General features: G+C 63.5%; 17 protein-coding genes. 1 reads left to right on the top strand and 16 read right to left on the bottom strand.

Going from position 1 to position 18576, the window contains the following annotated elements:
* Nucleotide 1: 1 nt before the first annotated feature.
* The 9 genes from MHM97_RS15370 to MHM97_RS15330 form a co-directional block, all read right to left on the bottom strand.
* Nucleotides 2-3100: a Hint domain-containing protein gene (locus MHM97_RS15370; protein WP_239323251.1), complete on the bottom strand. Its 3099-nt coding sequence runs from the start codon at nt 3098-3100 to the stop codon at nt 2-4.
* Nucleotides 3101-3351: 251 nt separating this feature from the next.
* Nucleotides 3352-4332 carry an ABC transporter ATP-binding protein gene (locus MHM97_RS15365; RefSeq protein ID WP_239323250.1) on the bottom strand — a complete coding sequence of 327 codons (981 nt, stop codon included), beginning with the start codon at nt 4330-4332 and terminating at the stop codon, nt 3352-3354.
* Nucleotides 4329-5291, bottom strand: coding sequence for an ABC transporter ATP-binding protein (locus tag MHM97_RS15360; RefSeq protein WP_239323249.1), 963 nt, complete (start codon nt 5289-5291; stop codon nt 4329-4331). Before MHM97_RS15360 ends, MHM97_RS15365 begins: the two co-directional genes overlap by 4 nt.
* Nucleotides 5292-5294: 3 nt before the next feature.
* Nucleotides 5295-6227, bottom strand: a complete 933-nt coding sequence (locus MHM97_RS15355) for an ABC transporter permease (protein WP_239323248.1) — start codon at nt 6225-6227, stop codon at nt 5295-5297.
* Nucleotides 6224-7153 carry an ABC transporter permease subunit gene (locus tag MHM97_RS15350; protein ID WP_239323247.1) on the bottom strand — a complete coding sequence of 310 codons (930 nt, stop codon included), beginning with the start codon at nt 7151-7153 and terminating at the stop codon, nt 6224-6226. Before MHM97_RS15350 ends, MHM97_RS15355 begins: the two co-directional genes overlap by 4 nt.
* A 71-nt stretch (nt 7154-7224) precedes the next feature.
* Nucleotides 7225-8841, bottom strand: a complete 1617-nt coding sequence (locus MHM97_RS15345; protein ID WP_239323246.1) for a peptide ABC transporter substrate-binding protein — start codon at nt 8839-8841, stop codon at nt 7225-7227.
* A gap of 292 nt (nt 8842-9133) precedes the next feature.
* A complete protein-coding gene (locus MHM97_RS15340; protein WP_239323245.1) occupies nt 9134-9229 on the bottom strand; it encodes a DUF2474 domain-containing protein in 96 nt (31 codons plus the stop codon).
* The gene (gene cydB, locus MHM97_RS15335; protein WP_239323244.1) at nt 9229-10233 is read right to left on the bottom strand and encodes a cytochrome d ubiquinol oxidase subunit II; all 1005 of its coding nucleotides are present in this window, start codon (nt 10231-10233) and stop codon (nt 9229-9231) included. The genes MHM97_RS15340 and cydB overlap by 1 nt, the downstream gene beginning before the upstream one ends.
* An 11-nt stretch (nt 10234-10244) precedes the next feature.
* A complete protein-coding gene (locus MHM97_RS15330; protein WP_239323243.1) occupies nt 10245-11657 on the bottom strand; it encodes a cytochrome ubiquinol oxidase subunit I in 1413 nt (470 codons plus the stop codon).
* Nucleotides 11658-11952: 295 nt separating this feature from the next.
* Here MHM97_RS15330 and MHM97_RS15325 point away from each other — a divergent pair, with 295 nt between their 5' ends.
* Entirely contained in the window at nt 11953-12879 is a 927-nt protein-coding gene (locus MHM97_RS15325) for a carbohydrate kinase family protein (protein WP_239323242.1), read from the top strand.
* A gap of 4 nt (nt 12880-12883) precedes the next feature.
* Here the strand turns inward: MHM97_RS15325 and MHM97_RS15320 are convergent, their stop codons facing one another.
* From MHM97_RS15320 to MHM97_RS15290, 7 genes are all read right to left on the bottom strand, one after another.
* A complete protein-coding gene (locus MHM97_RS15320) occupies nt 12884-13546 on the bottom strand; it encodes a GntR family transcriptional regulator (RefSeq protein ID WP_239323241.1) in 663 nt (220 codons plus the stop codon).
* Between the two features lie 95 nt (nt 13547-13641).
* Nucleotides 13642-14781, bottom strand: a complete 1140-nt coding sequence (locus MHM97_RS15315; protein WP_239323240.1) for a M56 family metallopeptidase — start codon at nt 14779-14781, stop codon at nt 13642-13644.
* Entirely contained in the window at nt 14771-15166 is a 396-nt protein-coding gene (locus MHM97_RS15310; protein ID WP_239323239.1) for a BlaI/MecI/CopY family transcriptional regulator, read from the bottom strand. The genes MHM97_RS15315 and MHM97_RS15310 overlap by 11 nt, the downstream gene beginning before the upstream one ends.
* A 368-nt stretch (nt 15167-15534) precedes the next feature.
* Complete coding sequence (locus tag MHM97_RS15305) at nt 15535-15813, bottom strand: DUF2160 domain-containing protein (protein ID WP_239323238.1); 279 nt, start codon at nt 15811-15813, stop codon at nt 15535-15537.
* Nucleotide 15814: 1 nt separating this feature from the next.
* Nucleotides 15815-16612, bottom strand: coding sequence for a carbohydrate ABC transporter permease (locus MHM97_RS15300; RefSeq protein ID WP_239323237.1), 798 nt, complete (start codon nt 16610-16612; stop codon nt 15815-15817).
* 14 nt (nt 16613-16626) lie between these two features.
* On the bottom strand, nt 16627-17490 hold the full coding sequence (locus tag MHM97_RS15295) for a carbohydrate ABC transporter permease (protein ID WP_239323236.1): 864 nt from the start codon (nt 17488-17490) through the stop codon (nt 16627-16629).
* 6 nt (nt 17491-17496) lie between these two features.
* On the bottom strand, nt 17497-18570 hold the full coding sequence (locus MHM97_RS15290) for an ABC transporter ATP-binding protein (RefSeq protein ID WP_239323235.1): 1074 nt from the start codon (nt 18568-18570) through the stop codon (nt 17497-17499).
* Nucleotides 18571-18576: the final 6 nt, after the last annotated feature.

The raw sequence follows: 18576 nt of genomic DNA, 5'->3' as shown, positions 1-18576 counted from the left end.
GTCAGGCGCTGCGGCGGGCGTGATCCGCGGGCAGCGGGAAGCGGTGTTTTACATCCTTGCGCCGCAGGTCCGTGCGGGCCAGGTCACCATACCCCTGCGCGACGATTTTGCGCCCGGGGGCACCGCGGCTGGCAAGGGCGGGCAGCAGCTCCGGAAACAGGTCGAAGAGCTCTCGGCGATCCTGCGAAGACAGGCTGCGCAGGGCCTCGGGGCCGGGCCAGAAGGTTTCGCTGGCGCATCCGTCGGCAAAGATGACCTGGTGATCTTCGGTCAGCAGGTGGATGTAGCAGGTGGGCCGCAAGCTGTTGTCGACCTGCACGTGATCCGGATCCATGTCCTGCAACAGGCGGGCACGGGCAAAGGCCTCCGGGGGGGCCGCTTGGGCGGCTGCGGGCAGCACGAAGCGATGCTGGGGCGAGACCCGCAGCGGGCGTTGCGTGCCGACCAGCCCGCCCGGGCGCAGCAGGACGGGGCGCAGATGCGGCTGGCGCAGCAGATCCATGCGCGACAACAGGCGCCGCCCGGTCCAGACAACGGGCTGAAGGCCGTTGTCCGCGGTCTGTATCAGGTCCCCGACGCGGATCTGTTCCACGGGTTTGACCCCATGTGCCGTCTGGATCAGCGCCCCCGGCGTGTAGCAGGGGATGCCGGCGGCAAACAGCTGCGCATGGGTGGTCATCTGGCTCGGGTCCACCCCTTCCAGCACCAGTTGCTCACCGTCGGGGAAGGTCAGCAGCGCATTGCCGAACCCGTCATCCGAGGTGGTCACGTCGATGGTCTGCACCGCGCCATCAGCCCCGGAGCCGCCGGTCAGCTCCGACACATCGAGCTGGTCGTTGTAGAACCCGTCGGTGTCATCGTCGTTGAGGTCGAAATCGGTGATGGTATCGGTGCCGCCTGACGCCGTCAGGGCGATCTCGTCATCGCCCAGCCCGCCGGTAAAGCGGTCATCGCCCTGGCCGCCTTGCAGCGTGTCATTGCCGTCGCCCGCGTCGATGTCGACCCCGACGCTGTCATTGCGGGCGTCGACCACGTCGTCCTGATCCGTCAGCACCAGCTGCTCGATCTCGGAGAACTGGATGGTATCGGTCCCGTCGGTGATAAAGCCGGATTCGTCTCCGGTATAGGTCACCGTGACCGGGCCGGTCATGTAGGAGAGATCGACCACGTCGAGGTCATTGCCGGCCTCGCCCCCCACGACGGTGTCATTGCCGAAGTTGTCCTCGATCCGGAAAGTGTCGGCATCCGCCTCACCATACATCTCGTCCGCGCCGCTGCCGCCGACCAGAAGGTCGTCGTCATTGCCGCCGTACATGGTATCGTTGCCGGTGCCGCCCTCCAGCGTGTCATTGCCGTCGGTGGCGACGATGCTGTCGTTGCCGGTGCCGCCGACAAGGCTGTCATCGCCGGAAGAGTTGCGCAGGGTGTCGTCGCCATCGCCGCCGAAGAGGGTATCATTGCCGATGCCGGTGGTCAGGCTGTCATTGCCGCCGCCGCCATAGATGAGGTCGTCGCCGTCGCCGCCGGAAATGGTATCGCCATCATCGCCCCCGTCGATGGTGTCATTGCCGCTGCCGCCTTCCATGTAGTCGGCGCCGATGCCGCCATACATCTCGTCATGTCCGTCCTCGCCGAACATGCTGTCATCGCCGTCGCCGCCGTCCATGCTGTCGTCGTCGACGCCGGCATACATGGTGTCGTTGCCCTCGTCGCCCTCCAGCGTGTCATTGCCTTCGGTGGCCACGATGCTGTCGTCGCCGACACCGCCCACGAGGCTGTCATCGCCGGCGGAGTTGTGCAGCGTGTCATTGCCTTCGCCGCCCAGAAGCGTGTCGTTGCCGAGGCCGGTCGACAGGCTGTCATCGCCTTCGCCGCCGTCGATGAGGTCATCGCCATCGCCGCCGGACATGGTGTCGCCGCCGAGCCCGCCGATCAGCGTGTCGGCGCCGAGACCGCCGGTCAGGATGTCGTCCCCCTCGCCGCCATCGATGCTGTCGTCGCCTTCGCCGCCGTCCAGCAGGTCGTTGCCGCCTTCGCCAAAGATCAGATCGGAGCCGAGACCGCCCAGCAGGGTGTCGTTGCCCGCGTCGATCGGCGTGTAGACCGCATCTTCGATCAGATCGCCCGAGAGCGTGAAACCGGAGGGCGTGTTGCGGGCCTCCAGCGTGAAATTGATCGAGCTGCGCCCGTCGAATTCGGCCGAGAACCAGGCGTCCTCGTCATCGGGATTATTGGCTTCGGTGCCGGCGGCGCGCACGGTGCTGCCATCCTGGGTCACGTTCAGCGAGCTGTCGGAGGAGGTGCCAAAGGCGTTGAAATCATCCGCGTCCAGCGTCACCGCTTCGACGTCCCAGGCGTCATAGTTCTGGTCGAGATCGTTGAAGGTGGCGGTGGAGTTCAGCTCGAGCGCCTCGCCGGTGGTGGGGTCAAAGAACTCCAGCCGGAATTCGGCGGTGTCGCCGGTGCCGTACCCGTCCATCAGGATTTCTGCGCCCCGGTCCCCGGAGAGGTCGATGCTCATATAGGGGTCGGAAGAGCTGACCAGCACAAGGCGGCCCCAGACCGAGGTGCCGTCGTCGAGAAAGGCGACATCGCGATAGACTGCGGAATCCCCGGCCACCGCATGATTGCCGCTGTAGGTCTGGCTGACCAGGTTGTCGATGTTCAGCACCAGCGGGGTGGCATCCTGGCCGGTGTTGCCGTCCGTGTCCCCCATCAGCGTATCGTTGCCATCGCCGCCATCGACGCTGTCATGGCCGCGCCCGCCCAGCACGGCATCCGCGTCACCAGAGCCGGTCAGATTGTCGTCGGTGTCGCCACCAAGCAGCAATTTATACAGCCCGTTGCCGTTTCCAGTCCCGTTGCCCACGCCATAGGCATTGCCGTTGCCCTGCGCGCCAAGGCCCAGACCGACAAGGACGTTTTCGATCAGGCCGCCGCCGTCCTCATCCTCCTCGTCTTCTTCCTCTTCTTCCTCCTCGGGAATGAAGTCGGGATCCCAGGGATCCAGATCTTCGGGGTCAAACCCGTGCGGAATCGTGACGTCCGAGGACTCCGGATCGTTGCTCTGGGGGGCGTCGGAATGGTCTGTCGCGGGCATGAACGTGGCACTTTCAACTGAATGCGCCCCCAACAGGGATTTGAGCGAAGAGGGCAGCGGATCAACTGGAAACCTGCCAAAAGGGTCAGAAAAGAAACGTTAAATACCGAGATCAAAATAGGGCAAAGTTTAATGGCCTCCGGATCGGGACCGGAGGCCATCGTTCTGGACCTGCTGACAGAGCCGGGGACAGTGTCGAAGACTGGCCGGTGATCGTGCAGCGGGCTGGGCCGGGAACTGGGCCGGCGGCCTCAGACCTCTTCCAGCAGGCAGGCGACCTGGGCGCTGTCGGTGCCCTTCAGGGCGGGGCGGGTGCTGCGGCAGGCGTCGATGCGTTTGGGGCAGCGGGACTGGAACAGGCAGCCCTGCGGCAGCGCCAGCGGGCTGGGCAGATCGCCATCCAGCACCTGCGGCGTGGTTTTGACACGCGGATCGGGCACCGGCACCGCCGACAGCAGCGCCTGGCTGTAGGGGTGGCGCGGATGGTCCACGACCTCGCCAGCCGGGGCCTTTTCCATCACGCCGCCCAGATAGAGCACCAGCACATCATCCGAGATATGCCGCACCACGCCCAGATCATGCGCCACAAAGATCAGGGTCAGGCCCATCTCGGCTTGCAGATCCTTCAGGAGGTTGATGACCTGCGCCTGGATCGACACATCCAGCGCCGAGACCGGCTCGTCACAGAGCAGGATCTGCGGCGCCGAGACCAGCGCCCGGGCGATGCCGATCCGCTGACACTGGCCGCCGGAGAACTCATGCGGGAAGCGGTTGAAGTTGCGCTCCGGGATGCCGACGCGATCCAGAATGTCACGGGTCGCCTGCTTGCGCTCCTGGGCCGAGAATTCCGGGCGGAAATAGGCCAGCGGTTCGGAGACGATGTCGCGGATGGTCATGCGCGGGTTCAGGGATGCGATCGGGTCCTGAAAGATCATCTGCATCCGCTTGCGCAGGTCCTGGAGGCTGGCCCGGTTCTGGTAGTCCACCACAGTGCCGTCCAGCCGGACAGTGCCGCCCGAGGGCGCGACAAGCCCGGCGATGGCGCGGATCAGGGTGGATTTGCCACAGCCCGACTCGCCCACGATGCCCAGCGTCTGGCCGCGATGCAGATCGAAGCTGACGCCATTCACCGCATGCAGGCTGTTTGCCGGTGACCACGGCCATTTCTTGCCCTGATTGATGGCGAAGGTGACCCGCAGGTCGTCAACAGAAAGGATCGGGGTCTGGGTCATGTCAGCTCCTCCACGGGGCGGATGCAGGCGCGTTTCCGGCTGCGCCCCTCCAGCGGGGGCAGGGTCTGGTGACAGGCGTCCACCGCATCGCCGCAACGGGGGGCGAAGGGGCAGGCGGCCGGCGGGCGGGTCTGGTTTGGCGGACTGCCGGGAATGGCCGCCAGCGCGCCGGTGGCCTCGTGAATGTTCGGCACCGCCCTGAGCAGGCCACGGGTGTAGGGATGCCCGGGCGCATCGAACAGGTCGAGCGTCGGCGCTGCCTCCATCACCCGGCCCCCATAGAGCACCAGCGTGTCCTCGCAGAACCCCGCCACCACGCCGAGGTCATGGGTAATCAGCATCACCGCAGTGCCCAGATCGCGCTGGATCTCGTCCAGAAGCGCCATGATCTGCGCCTGCACGGTGACATCGAGCGCGGTTGTCGGCTCATCCGCGAGGATCAGCCTGGGTTTGCAGATCAGCGCCATGGCGATGACGATCCGCTGCCGCATGCCGCCCGAAAACTCGTGCGGATAGGCGGTCAGGCGGTTCTTGGCATCGGGGATCTGCACCGCCTCCATCACCTCCAGCACGCGTTTGCGCGCATCGCGGCGCGAGAGGCCCTCGTGCTGTTCCACCACCTCGCCGAGCTGGCGCTCGATCCGCATGTAGGGATTGAGCGAGCTCATCGGGTCCTGGAAGATCATGCCGATGTCCTTGGCGCGGATCCTGTTCAGCGCCGCATTGGGCAGGGTCAGCAGGTTCTGACCCTCGTAGAGGATCTCGCCCGTGGCCTCGGCGTTGTTGGCCAGCAGCCCCATGATCGACATGGCGATCTGGGATTTGCCGGAGCCGCTCTCGCCCACCACGGCCAGTTTCTGACCTTTGGCGATGTCGAAGCTGACGTCATTGACCGCATGGACATGACCGTCGCCGGTGCGGAAGCGGATGTTCAGATTGTTTACGGACAGAAGGCTCATGTCTCAGCGGTCCTTCGGGTCGAGGGCGTCACGGAGACCGTCGCCGATGTAATAGAGAGAGACCTGCGCGATCACGAAGAAGGCCGCCGGGAAGGCGAGCTGCCAGAGCGTGCCAAAGGTCATGGTGCGCGCCCCTTCGGAGATCAGCGCCCCCCAGGAGGTATTGGGCTCCTGGATGCCGACGCCGAGGAAGGAGACGAGGCTTTCCATCATGATGACCTCGGGGATGACGATCGAGGTGTAGATCACGATCACCCAGAGGATATTGGGCATCAGGTGTTTGAAGATGATGGTGAAATCGCTCATCCCCAGCATCCGCGCCGCATCCACGAATTCGCGGTTCTTCAGCATCATCACCTGACCCCGCACGATCAGCAGGCCTGCGGTCCAGTTCACCAGGATGATCACCAGGATCATCTGCGTCAGCGAGCGGCCAAAGAAGGCCTGCCAGACCACGAAGAAGATGATGTAGGGGATCGACAGCCAGATGGTGTAGGCGCCCATGATGATCTGGTCGGTGCGGCCGCCGAAATAGCCCGCCGTGGCGCCGAGGATGGAGCCGAGGATCACCGAAGCGGTGCCCGCGAGAAAGCCCACCAGCAGCGAGGTCCGGCTGCCCTGCACGACGCGGGCATAGAGGTCGCGGCCCAGCTCGTCGACGCCGAAGAAATGGCCGTTGGCCAGGGCCGGGCCGCCTTCGGTCTTGATCTTGCCGAGGACGTTCCAGTCGATTTCCTCGTAATTCCATTGCGCGATGGTATGGCCGAAGATGGCAAAGAGCACCAGCAGCACCAGCATCACCACGGAGCCGACCGCCATGCGGTTCTTCAGGAACCGGCGCCGGGCATCGGCCCAGAACGAGCGGGAGACGATCATCTCCTCGGCTGCGGCCTCGGCATAGGCGGCAGAGTTCATCTGTTTCTTGGCAGTGGTCACAGCTTGCTCCGCACTTTCGGGTCGATCCAGGCATAGGCGAGGTCGAGCAACAGGTTCAGGGTGAAGGTCAGCACGGAATAGAGGATCGCGAGCCCCAGCAGCATCGAGTAGTCGCGGCTGTAGGCGCCGTCGATGAAGTCCTGCCCGATACCGCCGGTGGAAAAGAACACGTCGATGAAGACCGATCCGGTGATCATGTAGACAAAAACCGGCCCCATGTAGGTCAGCGTCGGCAGCAGCGCCGGTTTCAGCGCGTGGCGAATGATGATGGTGCGTTCCGGCAGCCCCTTGGCGCGGGCGGTGCGGATGAAGGGGGAGTTCATCACCTCAAGGAAGGAGCCACGGGTCAACCGCGCGACCCCGGCCATGTAGGAGGTGCCCAAAGCCACGGCAGGCATGATGATGTATTCCCATTGGCCGCCGTTCCAGCCACCGCCGGGCAGCAGACCCCACCAGAGGGTGAACAACAGGACCATCAGCGGCGCGAGCACGAAGTTGGGAAAGATCTGGGAAAAGATCGCCAGCCCGGTCATCGCGTAATCCCAGAAGGAGTTGTGACGCAGGGCGGCGATGATCCCCAGCGGGATGCCGCAGACCAGCACAAAGACCGCGGACCAGAACCCGTAGGTCAGCGTGACCGGGAAGCCGCCCGCGATCACGTCGTTCACCGTGCGGTCCTTCTGGCTGAAGGAGGGGCCGAAGTCGAAATGGAGGACGATGTTCTTGATATAGGTCCAGAGCTGCACATGGAGCGGCTGGTCCATGCCGTAGCGCTCCAGAACATTGGCCATGACGGCGGGCGGCAGCGGCTTTTCAGAGGTGAAGGGCCCGCCGGGGGCAAGGCGCATCAGGTAGAACGAAAAGACGATCAGCACCAGAAGCGTCGGCACCACCGTGAACAGGCGGCGCAGGGTGTAGTTCAACATATGACTGCCTCATCACGCCCCGGCCGCAGGGAGGCGACCGGGGCGATGGGTTGTTGATGTTTCAGAAAGGGTTACTCGGCGACCTTGTAGAGGTCCTTGGAGTACCAGTTCTGCTCGACGTTATGGATCGGCCAGCCCTTGATGTTGCTGCTGAGCATGATGTTCGTCGAGTAGTGATAGACCGGCACCACCGGCATTTCGTCGGCGAGGATCTTTTCGACCTCGGCATAGAGCGGCGTGGTGTCCTGCGAGGATTTTGCCTCGGTCATCAGGGCGTCGACTTTCTCGTTGGAGTATTTGCCGTCGTTGTAGCCCGAGGGCGTGGTCAGCAGGTCGAGGAAGGTCGAAGCCTCGTTGTAATCGCCACACCAGGCACCGCGCGCCATGTCGAAGTTCTGGTTGCCGCGGGTTTCCAGGAACACTTTCCATTCCTGGTTTTCCAGGGTCACGTCGATGCCGAGTTTCTGCTTCCACATCTGCGAGGCGACGATGGCCACCTGCTGGTGCGATTCCGACGTGTTGTAGAGGTAGTTGAAGGCGAGTTTCTCACCGTCCGGACCATAGCCTGCTTCGGCCAGCAGCTCCTTGGCCTTGGCGTCGCGCTCGGCCTGGGTCATGGTGGCATAGGGCACTTCGGGCACCTCGAAGTCGGCGGTCGCGCCGGGGGTGAAGGTGAAGGCCGGGAACTGGCCGCCCTGCAGCACCGCATTGGTGATCACGCTGCGGTCGATCGCATAGGACAGCGCCTGGCGGACGCGGGCGTCCTTGAACGCCTCCGGGCCGCTTTCGACGTTGAAGGTGAAATAGTAGTTGCACAGGCGGGGCAGGGCATAGGCCTCGTCCGGGAACTCTTCCTTCAGGGTCGGGTACTGACCTGCGGGGATCTCGGTCTTGTCGACCTCACCGGCGCGGTAGCGGGTCAGGCCCTGTGCCTCGTCACCGATATTGAGGGTCACGACCTTGTCGATCACGGTCTTGTCGTTGTCCCAGTACATCGGGTTGCGCTCGCGCACGGAGCGTTCCTTCAGCACATGTTCCGTCAGGACGTAAGCGCCGTTGGACACCATGTTCTCAGGCCGGGTCCAGGATTTGCCATGTTCGTCGATCGCCCATTTCGGGGCCGGAAAGGTGGTGGCGTGGGTGACCATCTTGTCGAAATACGGCAGCGGCTGGCTCAGCTGCACAACCAGCGTCTGGTCGTCCGGGGCCGACACGCCCAGATCGGTGATCGGTTTTTCGCCGGCGATGATGGCAGATGCGTTCTGGATCGACATCAGTTCCATGTACCAGGCATAGGGCGAGGCCAGCTCCGGATCGACGGCGCGCTGCCAGGCGTAGACAAAATCACCTGCGGTCACCGGTTTGCCGTCCGACCATTTGGCAGTGTCGCGCAGTTTGAACGTGTAGGTCATGTTGTCTTCGCTGACCTCATGGCTCAGCGCGACGCCGGGGACGTTGTTGCCGTCCGCATCCTGATTGTAGAGCCCCTCAAACAGATCGCGCACCACCTCGGAGCCGACCACGCCCTCGACCACCTGCGGATCAAAGGAGGAAAACTCGTCCAGCACCCGATAGGTGAAGGTCTGGTCCGCGGCGAGATTGGCATCCGCCGGCACATCCGCGGCATGGGCGCTGGTGAGCATGGTTCCCGACAACAGGGCGGGTATCAGAATCGAACGGTAGGTCATGGGACTCCCTCTTTGCTTGGTTATTGTATCCAATACCCTGCATCAGGCCCGAAAGACTGGGAAGCGTTAAATAAGCATAAAATGGCGAGAGAGGCTTGCAGTGCGCAGGTTCTCGCTGATGGATGCGCCGCTCTGGCATGATGGCCTGCCGTTGCGTCAATCTCCCGCGTTGGCGATTTTGCGGCCGCGTGGGGTGCGCACAACCATAGGGGGCATATCCCCGGCGCCAATGCAAGGTGACGCGCACATGCGACCGCAGAAATTCTGTTGGATTGACGGGACCTGCGGCGCGCTAGGGCACGATCGCCCAGCGGATGATCATGGCCACGATGCCCAGCACCAGGACGCTCGCACACCACAGGCCGATGAACCAGAGCCAGCGTCGCATCAGTGATAGCCTTCGTTGGGATCCATTTTGCCGCGAAACACCCAATAGGCATAGGCGGTATAGCTCAGGATCAGCGGCAGCAGGACCAGCGCCCCGACCAGCGTGAAGGACAGGCTCTTGTCGGGGGCGGCGGCGGCCCAGATGCTGAGGCTCGGAGGCACCATCATCGGATAGAAGCTGATGCCGAGGCCGATAAAGCAGGTCACGAATATGCCAAGCGCGGCAAAGAACGGCTGCCGGTCGGCGCCGCCGCGCAGGCCGGAGAACAGCAACCACACAAGCGCCGCCATCAGTGCCGGGACGCAGAAACTCCAGAGGCTGCCGGGCAGGTTGAACCAGCGCGAGAAATAGACCGGGTCGAGGAACGGCGTCCACAGGCTCACCACGCCGATCAAGGCCAGCGTGGCAACGGCGAGGGGCCGGGCGAGGCGGCGCATGTGGTCACAAATGCCGCCTTCGGTCTTCATGATCAGCCAGCAGGCGCCCAGCAGCGCATAGCCGACCGCCACCGCCAGACCACACAGGAGCGAGAACGGGCTGAGCCAGTCGAACCAGCCCCCGGCATAGGCGCGGTCCTCGATCTTGATCCCCTGCACCAGCGCGCCCAGGGCGATGCCCTGACAGAGCGCGGCCACCAGCGAGCCGCCGGAAAAGGCGAGGTCCCAGACCCATTTGAGCTTTTGCGCCCGCCAGCGGTATTCGAAGGAGACGCCGCGAAACACCAGCGCCAGCAGCATCACCATGATCGGCATGTAGAGGGCGGGCATGACGACGGCATAGGCCAGCGGAAACACCGCAAACAGCCCGCCGCCGCCGAGCACCAGCCAGGTTTCATTGCCATCCCAGACCGGCGCGACGGAGTTCATCATCAGATCGCGCTCCGCATGCGATTTGGCAAAGGGGAACAGGATGCCGAGCCCGAGGTCGAACCCGTCGAGGATCACATAGGTGAGAACGGCAAAGGCGATGAGGCCGGCCCAGATGAATGCGAGATCGAATTCCATGATATGCGTCCTCAGTTCGGGGTCTTGGGGGACAGGGCATCGAGTTTGCCGGGGGGCACCAGACCGGCGGCGCGCACCGGCGCATCCCGCAGTCCCAGGCGCGGGGTGGCGGGCCGTTTGTTCATCATCGCCAGGATGTAGGCGGTGCCGGCGCCAAAGACGAAGAAGTAGACCACCACAAAGGCAATCAGCGATGTGGCCACTGCGGGGGCTGCGACCGGGGCAAGGCTGTCGGAGGTGCGCAGCAGCCCATAGACCGTGTAGGGCTGGCGCCCGACTTCGGTGGTGATCCAGCCCGCCAGCACGGCGATGAACCCGGTTGGCCCCATCAGCAGGCAGGCGCGGTGCAGCCAGGGCGCTGTATAGAGCCGCCCCCGCAGCCGCGCGACGCCGCTCCACAGTCCCACGGCCAGCATCGCAAAGCCGAGGCCGACCATCACCCGAAAGCTGAAAAAGACGATCGGGACCGGCGGTTCTTCGGTGTCGGGCACGGTGTCGAGCCCGTCCAGCGGCGCGTTCAGGTCATGTTTCAGGATCAGCGACGACAGCTTGGGGATCTCGAGGGCATAGTCGACGCGCTTTTCCGCCGGGTTCGGAATGCCGAACAGGATCAGGGGCGCGCCCTCGGGGTGGCTGTCGTAATGGCCTTCCATCGCCATCACCTTGACCGGCTGATGCTCCAGCGTGTTGAGGCCATGGGCATCGCCGGCGAAGATCTGGATCGGCGTCACGATCAGCGCCATCCACATCGCCATGGAGAACATCCGCCGCGCCTCGCGGTCGTCGCGATCCCGCAACAGGTGCAGCGCGCCGACCGCGCCGACCACAAAGGCCGTGGTCAGGAAGGCCGCCAGCACCATATGCACCAGCCGGTAGGGGAAGGAGGGGTTGAACACGATCTGCCACCAGTCCTCCGGGATGAACTGGCCGTTGGCGGCGATGGAATAGCCCGCAGGGGTCTGCATCCAGCTGTTCACCGACAGGATCCAGGTCGCCGACATCAGCGTCCCGAAGGCGACCATGCCGGTTGCAAACATATGCAGCTTGTCGCCCACCCGATCACGGCCAAACAGCATGATCCCGAGAAAGCCCGCCTCCAGGAAGAAGGCCGAAAGCACCTCATAAGCCATCAACGGCCCGATGACGGGGCCGGCCTTGTCGGAAAACACCGACCAGTTGGTGCCGAACTGATAGGACATCACGATGCCGGAGACCACGCCCATGCCAAAGGCCACGGCAAAGATCTTTTTCCAGTAGTTGAACAGGGTCAGGTAGGTGGTGTCCCGGGTCCTGAGCCAGAGCGCATTCAGCACCGCAAGGAAACTGGCCAGACCGATCGAGAAGGCCGGAAAGATGATGTGGAACGATACCGTAAAGGCAAATTGGACACGGGCGAGCGTTTCTGCGGATATGCCATCCAGCATGGGAGCCTCCTCGGCTAGGGCTTGGGGCAACAGCTATCCCATGACCCCTAAAAAGCAATATCCCGGATGTGGCTTTGCGCGCCCATGTCGCGCGTCATGCTGTCACCTGCGGCAGGGCGTCACTGCTCCGCGCGTCCCGGTCAGCGTCGTCCTGGGCCGGGGCGGATGCAGGAATAATTTGTCAGAGAAGTTGAAAAATGTTAGCGCCCCCATCAGCGGCGCGCTAAGGTAGCGACCGTGCCCGGGTGGCTGGCCGTTTGGCAGCACCGTGAAACAGGAATGACAGGACGACGCCATGATCCTTTGCTGCGGTGAAGCGCTGATCGACATGATCCCCAACAAAACTCTGGATGGCCAGGAGGCTTTTGTGCCCCATTCGGGCGGGGCGGTGTTCAATACCGCCATTGCGCTGGGGCGGCTGGGGCGGTCAACGGCGCTCCTCAGTGGGGTGTCGACCGATCTGTTTGGTGCGCAGCTTGATGCGGCCTTGGGGCAGAGCGGGGTGGGAACGCAGTATCTGATCCGCTCTGACCTGCCGACGACGCTGGCGTTTGTGAAGTTGGAAAACGGCCATGCAAAATACGCCTTCTATGACGAAAACACGGCTGGGCGCATGATCGCTGCTGCGGCGCTGCCGGTGGTGCAGTCGGATGTGGGGGCCCTGTTCTTTGGCGGCATCAGCCTGGCCTGCGAACCCTGTGCGGACACCTACGCAACGCTCCTGGAGCGGGACGGCGGCCGCCGTGCGGTGGTGATGGATCCCAATATCCGACCGGGGTTTGCGCCGGATGAGCAGCGCTACCGGGCGCGGCTGATGGCGATGCTGGCGCAAGCGGATATGGTCAAGGTCTCGGACGAGGACCTGGCCTGGATCCTGCCGGAGCAGGATGGCCTCCTGTCGCAGGCCCGCGCCTTGCAAGCGCTTGGACCGGCGGTGGTGCTGGTCACCAAGGGCGCCGAGGGAGCCATCGGCGTGCTGCCGGGCGGCGAGACCGTCGAGGTCGCCGCTGAGCCGGCAGAGGTGGTGGATACGGTCGGGGCCGGGGATACGTTCAACGCCGGCGTCATGGCACGGCTGGACGAACAGGGGCTGCTCACCAAGGAGGCGCTGCGCCAGCTTGCGCCCGACGCGCTGAAGCTGGCTCTGGCGCATGGGGCGCGGGTGGCAGCCATCACGGTGGCGCGGGCCGGGGCCAACCCGCCCTGGGCTACCGAGCTCTAGTCGGCTAGTCCTGACCCGTCATGTTGCGGACCAGTCCGGCGCAGGATTGCATGATGTGGTCGCGGGTCAGTTCCGCCGCCTGATCGGCCTCGCCGGCGGCGCAGGCCTGCCAGATCGCCAGATGTTCCGCGTTGGATCTGGCGACATTGCCGGACCGGACCAGCGCGGCCCGCAGGTAGCGATCCACCCGGTCCATCGCCTTGGCAATCGCGTCCTCGTGGTAGGGCAGGCCCGAGGCGCGATAGAGGCGTTCATGAAAACTGCGGTTCAGATCCCCCCAGGCCAGCGGGTCCTGGGTGGTATTCAATCCCTGAAAGAAGGACTTCGCCTCTTCGAGCGTGCTTGCATCCATGTTTGGCACGGCGCGGCGGATCACCTCGGGTTCGATCAGGGCGCGGTATTCGAAGATCTCGCGCAGCTCGTCCAGATGCAGGCCGGCAACCACCGCGCCCTTGAACCGCTGCGAGGTCACCAGACCCTTTTCCTCCAGCCGTGAAATCGCCTCGCGCACCGGAATGCGGCTGGTGTTGAACAAACGCGCGATTTCATCCTGCCGCAGGGGGGTGCCCTCTTCCAGCTCGCCTTCGATGATGGCCTTGCGCAGCGCGTCGAACACGATCGACGCGGCAGAGGCGGTTTTCGAAATATCGATGGGCTGAAGCTTCATGTCGCAGGTCTCCTCGACCGGTTCATAGCGAGGAAGACCGTCCGGGGCAAAACGTTTGGCGCGTGCGGTTGAGAAATCCTGAGCGCTGTTGCGGGTCAGTCCGAGGAGGTGACAAAGCCGCCATTGAGCGCCGAAACCGTGGTTTGCGCGGCGCTGCGATGGGCCATGCGTTCCAGGTTCACGATGGTCGACAGCATGATGCGGTCGTGGCTCCAGTCCCCGGGGCGCTGGATCAGGAAGGCGGTGGCGACCACGGCGCAGGCGATGGCGGCGGCGACGCCGGTCCAGACCAGATGCTGCGGCCCATCGGGGCGCTGTTCGGTGACCGCGATGATGCGGCGGGCAAGGATCGGGGCGCTATGGATCTCGCGCCGTTGCAGCAGCGCCACCGAGGGGCTGCGGGGGCTCAGGTAGATCGGGGTCTTGCGCGCCCGTTCGGTGGAGCGGATCAGGCATTCGCAATAGCTGCGCAGATCAAAGCGGGACCGGGCGCTGAGGGCCTGGTCGCAGGCGAATTCGCGCACCGCACGCATGTCGCGGCGCCAGAGGTAGAAGGCCGGGTTCCAGAACAGCAGCGGCCGCAGGCATTCCATCAAAAAGGCGGTCTCGACATCGCGTTGGCGGAAATGCTGCAGCTCATGCGCCAGGGTCAGGCGCAGATCCAGCGGGTCGTTCAGCAGGGCGGTGGGCAGCACCACATAAAGCCGGCGCAGGCCCCGGGTGGAATAGGCCACCGCGGTGTGGTCGCTGAGCAAGAGCTCGACCCGGCCGATGCGTTTCCAGTGGTAGGCGGAGGCCAGGGCGCGGCGCAGGCGCATCACGGCCCGGACCAGCAGCGCGCCGGAGATCAAGGTGCCGCTGACCAGTGCAACCACCGCGATCTGGCTCCAGATCGCGCTGCCGGCGCTGAGCGTGCGGATCAGATCCTCGCGCAGGCCGATCAGGGTTTCAAAGCGGGAGGCGGACATGCTCACGTTGCCTTGAAGATACTGCGAGACCAGAACATCGGAGAGGGTGGGCGGATGCCCCAGCCCGCTGGCGTTCAGCACCAGCACGAGGCCGGGCATGACGGCCAGCAGCACGGTCATGCCGTTCAGCAATCGCAATTGCGGGCCATAGACAGTCGCCAGGGAGGTGCGCCGCAATCCGGCCCGCGCGACGAGCCACAGCAGCGCGCCGGCGCATACCAGCAGATTGAGGTCGATATAAGCGTTCAGAAGCGCATCAGCTTTCATTGTCCCCCAGCCTTTCGTTCAGCAAGGCACGCATTTCAACGAGCATGTCATCGGTGATGTCCTCGTCATCGACGAGCCGGGCCACGAGGGCAGCGGGTGCGCCGTTGAAGAGTTTGCTCGACAGGTTCTTGAGCGATGTTTTTTGATAATCCGCCTTTGGGATCGCCGGGCGATAGACAAGCGAACGGTCGACCCGTTCACTGGTCAGAAAGCCCTTCTGTTCCATGATCTTGAGAACAGTGGCGACGGATGTATAGGCGCGCTCTTGGACCTTGTTCAGCTCGGCAAGGATGTCGCGCACGGAACCCTGACCCAGATCCCAGACCACGGTCATGAACTCAAGTTCGACCTCGGTCAGCAGAGAGTGGTCCTGTTTCTTGCGCATAATGTCCAAGCTTTGCTTTTGCGGTGCCGCAACCGGGGAGAAGCCGCGGAGATCGCGTTATGATCGGGATCAGGTTAGGGGATTTCGGCGCCTGCGAAAACTATTTTTTTAGAAGATGCGTGGCGGAGCGGCGCCGGGGTGTAAAATTGTGCGCTTCCGCGCGCCGATTCTACGTCTCAGGAGAGGTGATGGCCGGACCGCACAGGGCGCGTGCAGGGCGCGTGTGAGGCGAAGCGGTGCGGGTTTGCTGAGATGGTCCTGAGGGGCAGGTGTGCCCTCAGGACCGTTCTTGAGTGTGTTTGGACTGGCGCGTCAAGGGCAAGCCGCCCGTTGGGCGGGGCCTGCGGCCCCCTTGACCCGCGGGCCCTCTAGACCTTCCAGAAGCAGAAGATGCCCCAGGCGATCGCCAGACCAAGCGGAATCCAGAGCGGTGTTCCGATCAGGCCCAGCCAGGCCAGGAAGATATAGGAGGTGCCCAGCAGCGTGATGAACAATCGGTCTCCCCGGGTGGTGGTGAGGCCGAGGACACCCTTGCGGGCATCGCCGCCGGGGGTGCGGATTTCCAGCAGGATCAGCACGCCGATGGCGGAAAAGATCCCGATGAAGACAAGGGCGGTGGGCCAGGTCCAGGCCATCCAGCTCAGCATATCAAACTCTCCCCATCGCGAAGCCCTTCGCGATGTAGTTGCGGACGAAATAGATCACGATCGCGCCCGGAATGATGGTCAAGGTGCCCGCTGCCGCCAGCAGGCCCAGCTCGTAGCCCGCAGATGAGGCCGTCTTGGTCATGGTGGCGGCGATCGGTTTTGCCGCAACTGCCGTCAGGGTCTTGGCCAGCAGCAGTTCGACCCAGGAGAACATGAAGCAGAAGAAGGCCGCCACGCCGACGCCGGCCTTGATGGCGGGCAGGAAGATCGACACGAAGAAGCGCGGGAAGGAATAGCCGTCCACATAGGCCGTCTCGTCCAGTTCTTTTGGCACGCCGCCCATGAACCCTTCGAGGATCCAGACCGCCAGCGGAATATTGAACAAGCAATGCGCCAGCGCCACCGCGAGATGGGTGTCAAAGAGACCGACGGCGGAATAGAGCTGGAAGAAGGGCAGCGCAAAGACCGCCGCCGGCGCCATCCGGTTGGTCAGCAGCCAGAAGAACAGCTGCTTGTCGCCCAGAAAGCGGTAGCGCGAGAAGGCATAGGCCGCAGGCAGCGCCACGCAGACCGAGATCACCGTGTTGATCGACACGTAGAGGATCGAGTTGATGTAGCCCCAGTACCAGCTGGGATCGGTAAAGATCACCTTGTAGTTCTCCAGCGTGAAGGTCTGCGGAAACAGCGAGAAGCCGGAGAGGATTTCATTGGTTGTCTTGAAGCTCATCGCCACCAGCCAGTAGATCGGCAGCATGAGGAACAGGATATAGACGATGGGGACGATGGAACGTTTCTGCATATCTGGTCCCTCCCTTAGTTCTGATCGTCTTTGGTCATCAGCGTGTAGAACAGCCAGCTGACCAGAAGCGTGATTGCAAAGTAGATGAGCGACATCGCGGCGGCGGGGCCGAGGTCGAACTGACCAAGAGCGATTTTCACCAGGTCGATCGACAGCAGCGTGGTGGAGTTGCCGGGACCACCGCCGGTGAGGACAAACGGCTCGGTGTAGATGTTGAAGCTGTCCATGAACCGCAACAGGATGGCGATGGTGAGGACGGTCTTCATCTTCGGCAGCTGGATGTAGCGGAACACCGACCAGTTGGATGCGCCGTCGATCTTAGCCGCCTGATAGTAGGCGTCCGGGATTGAGACAAGACCGGCATAGGACAGGAGCACCACCAGCGAGGTCCAGTGCCAGACGTCCATGGTGACGATGGTCACCCAGGCCGCGATCGGGTCCTGCGTCATGTCGTAGTTGATGCCCAGCGTGTGGTTCAGGAAGTACCCCAGAAGGCCGATGTCGGGCAGGGTGAAGATGTTCCACATCGCGCCGACGACGTTCCACGGGATCAGCATCGGCAGCGCCATCAGGACGAGACAGACCGGCACCCAGAACCCTTTGCGCGGCATCGACAGGGCGATGGCGATGCCCAAGGGCACTTCGATGATGAGGATCAGGAAGGTGAACAGGAACTGTCGCCCAAGGGCCGCGTGGAAACGGTCCGAGCGCAGGATCTGTTCGAACCAGTCCAACCCTTGCCAGAAGAAGACGTTGTCGCCAAAGGTCTCCTGCACGGAGTAGTTGACGACGGTCATCATCGGGATCAGGGCGTTGAAGGCCACCAGCAGCAGGACCGGCAGCACAAAGAACCATGCTTTTTGGTTTTCGGTTTTCATTTGCTGTTACTCCGGATCAGTGGCGAGCCAGCCGTCGACATAAAGCCGGGTCTGGTCTTGGCGGAAGGCGAGGTGGGTGCTGTCGCCCTTTTGCGGTGCGGCGCCTTCCTCGATCACGGCGTTGACCTTGTGGCCGAGGCAGTCGCATTCGACGACCGTATGGCGGCCCACATCGGAAACCTTGGTGACCGTGGCGGGCAGGCCGCTGTCAGACAGCGAGACAAACTCCGGGCGGATGCCGATTTCGGTCTGGCCGGTGGGGGTGCCGCGCACGGGACCTTCCAAGGTGACGGGCTGGCCCTCGATCCTGGCGCTGCCATCGTAAGAGCAGGGGATGATGTTCATGCCCGGCGAGCCGATGAAATGGCCGACAAACGTATGCGCGGGACGTTCGAAAAGCTCGACCGGGGTGCCGATCTGCACCACTTCGCCCAGCTGCATCACCACCACCTGATCGGCAAAGGTCAGCGCCTCGGTCTGGTCGTGGGTGACGTAGATCATCGTCGCCTTGACGCGCTGGTGCAGTTCTTTGAGCTTGGAGCGCAGCTTCCACTTCAGATGCGGGTCGATCACGGTGAGCGGTTCGTCGAACATCACCACATTGACGTCCTCGCGCACGAGGCCACGCCCCATCGAGATCTTCTGCTTGTTGTCGGGGCTGAGGCCGGCGGCCTTTTGGCCCAGCATTTCGGTGACCTCCAGCATCTCGGCGATCGCCATGACGCGCTGTTCGACAGTGGCCTCGTCCCGACCGCGATTGCGCAGCGGGAAGGCGAGGTTGTCGTAGACGGTCATGGTGTCGTAGATCACCGGGAACTGGAACACCTGCGCGATATTGCGCTGGTCGGGGGGCAGTTTGGTGACGTCCTGACCGTCAAACAGGATCTGGCCCTCGGAGGGCACCAGCAGACCGGAAATGATGTTCAAGAGGGTGGATTTGCCACAACCGGAGGGGCCGAGCAGCGCATAGGCACCGCCGTCGTTCCAGTCGAGGTCGATCTCCTTCAGCGCGTAGTCGCTGTCGGATTTGGGATTGGACAGGTAGCTGTGCCGCAGTTTGGACAGGGTAATCTTGGCCATCTTATC

The organism is Epibacterium sp. Ofav1-8, assembly GCF_022348185.1.
In the GTDB taxonomy this organism is placed as follows: Bacteria; Pseudomonadota; Alphaproteobacteria; order Rhodobacterales; family Rhodobacteraceae; genus Epibacterium.
Note: the sequence above shows the minus strand (reverse complement) of the source record. Positions and strands in the feature narration are given on the sequence as shown.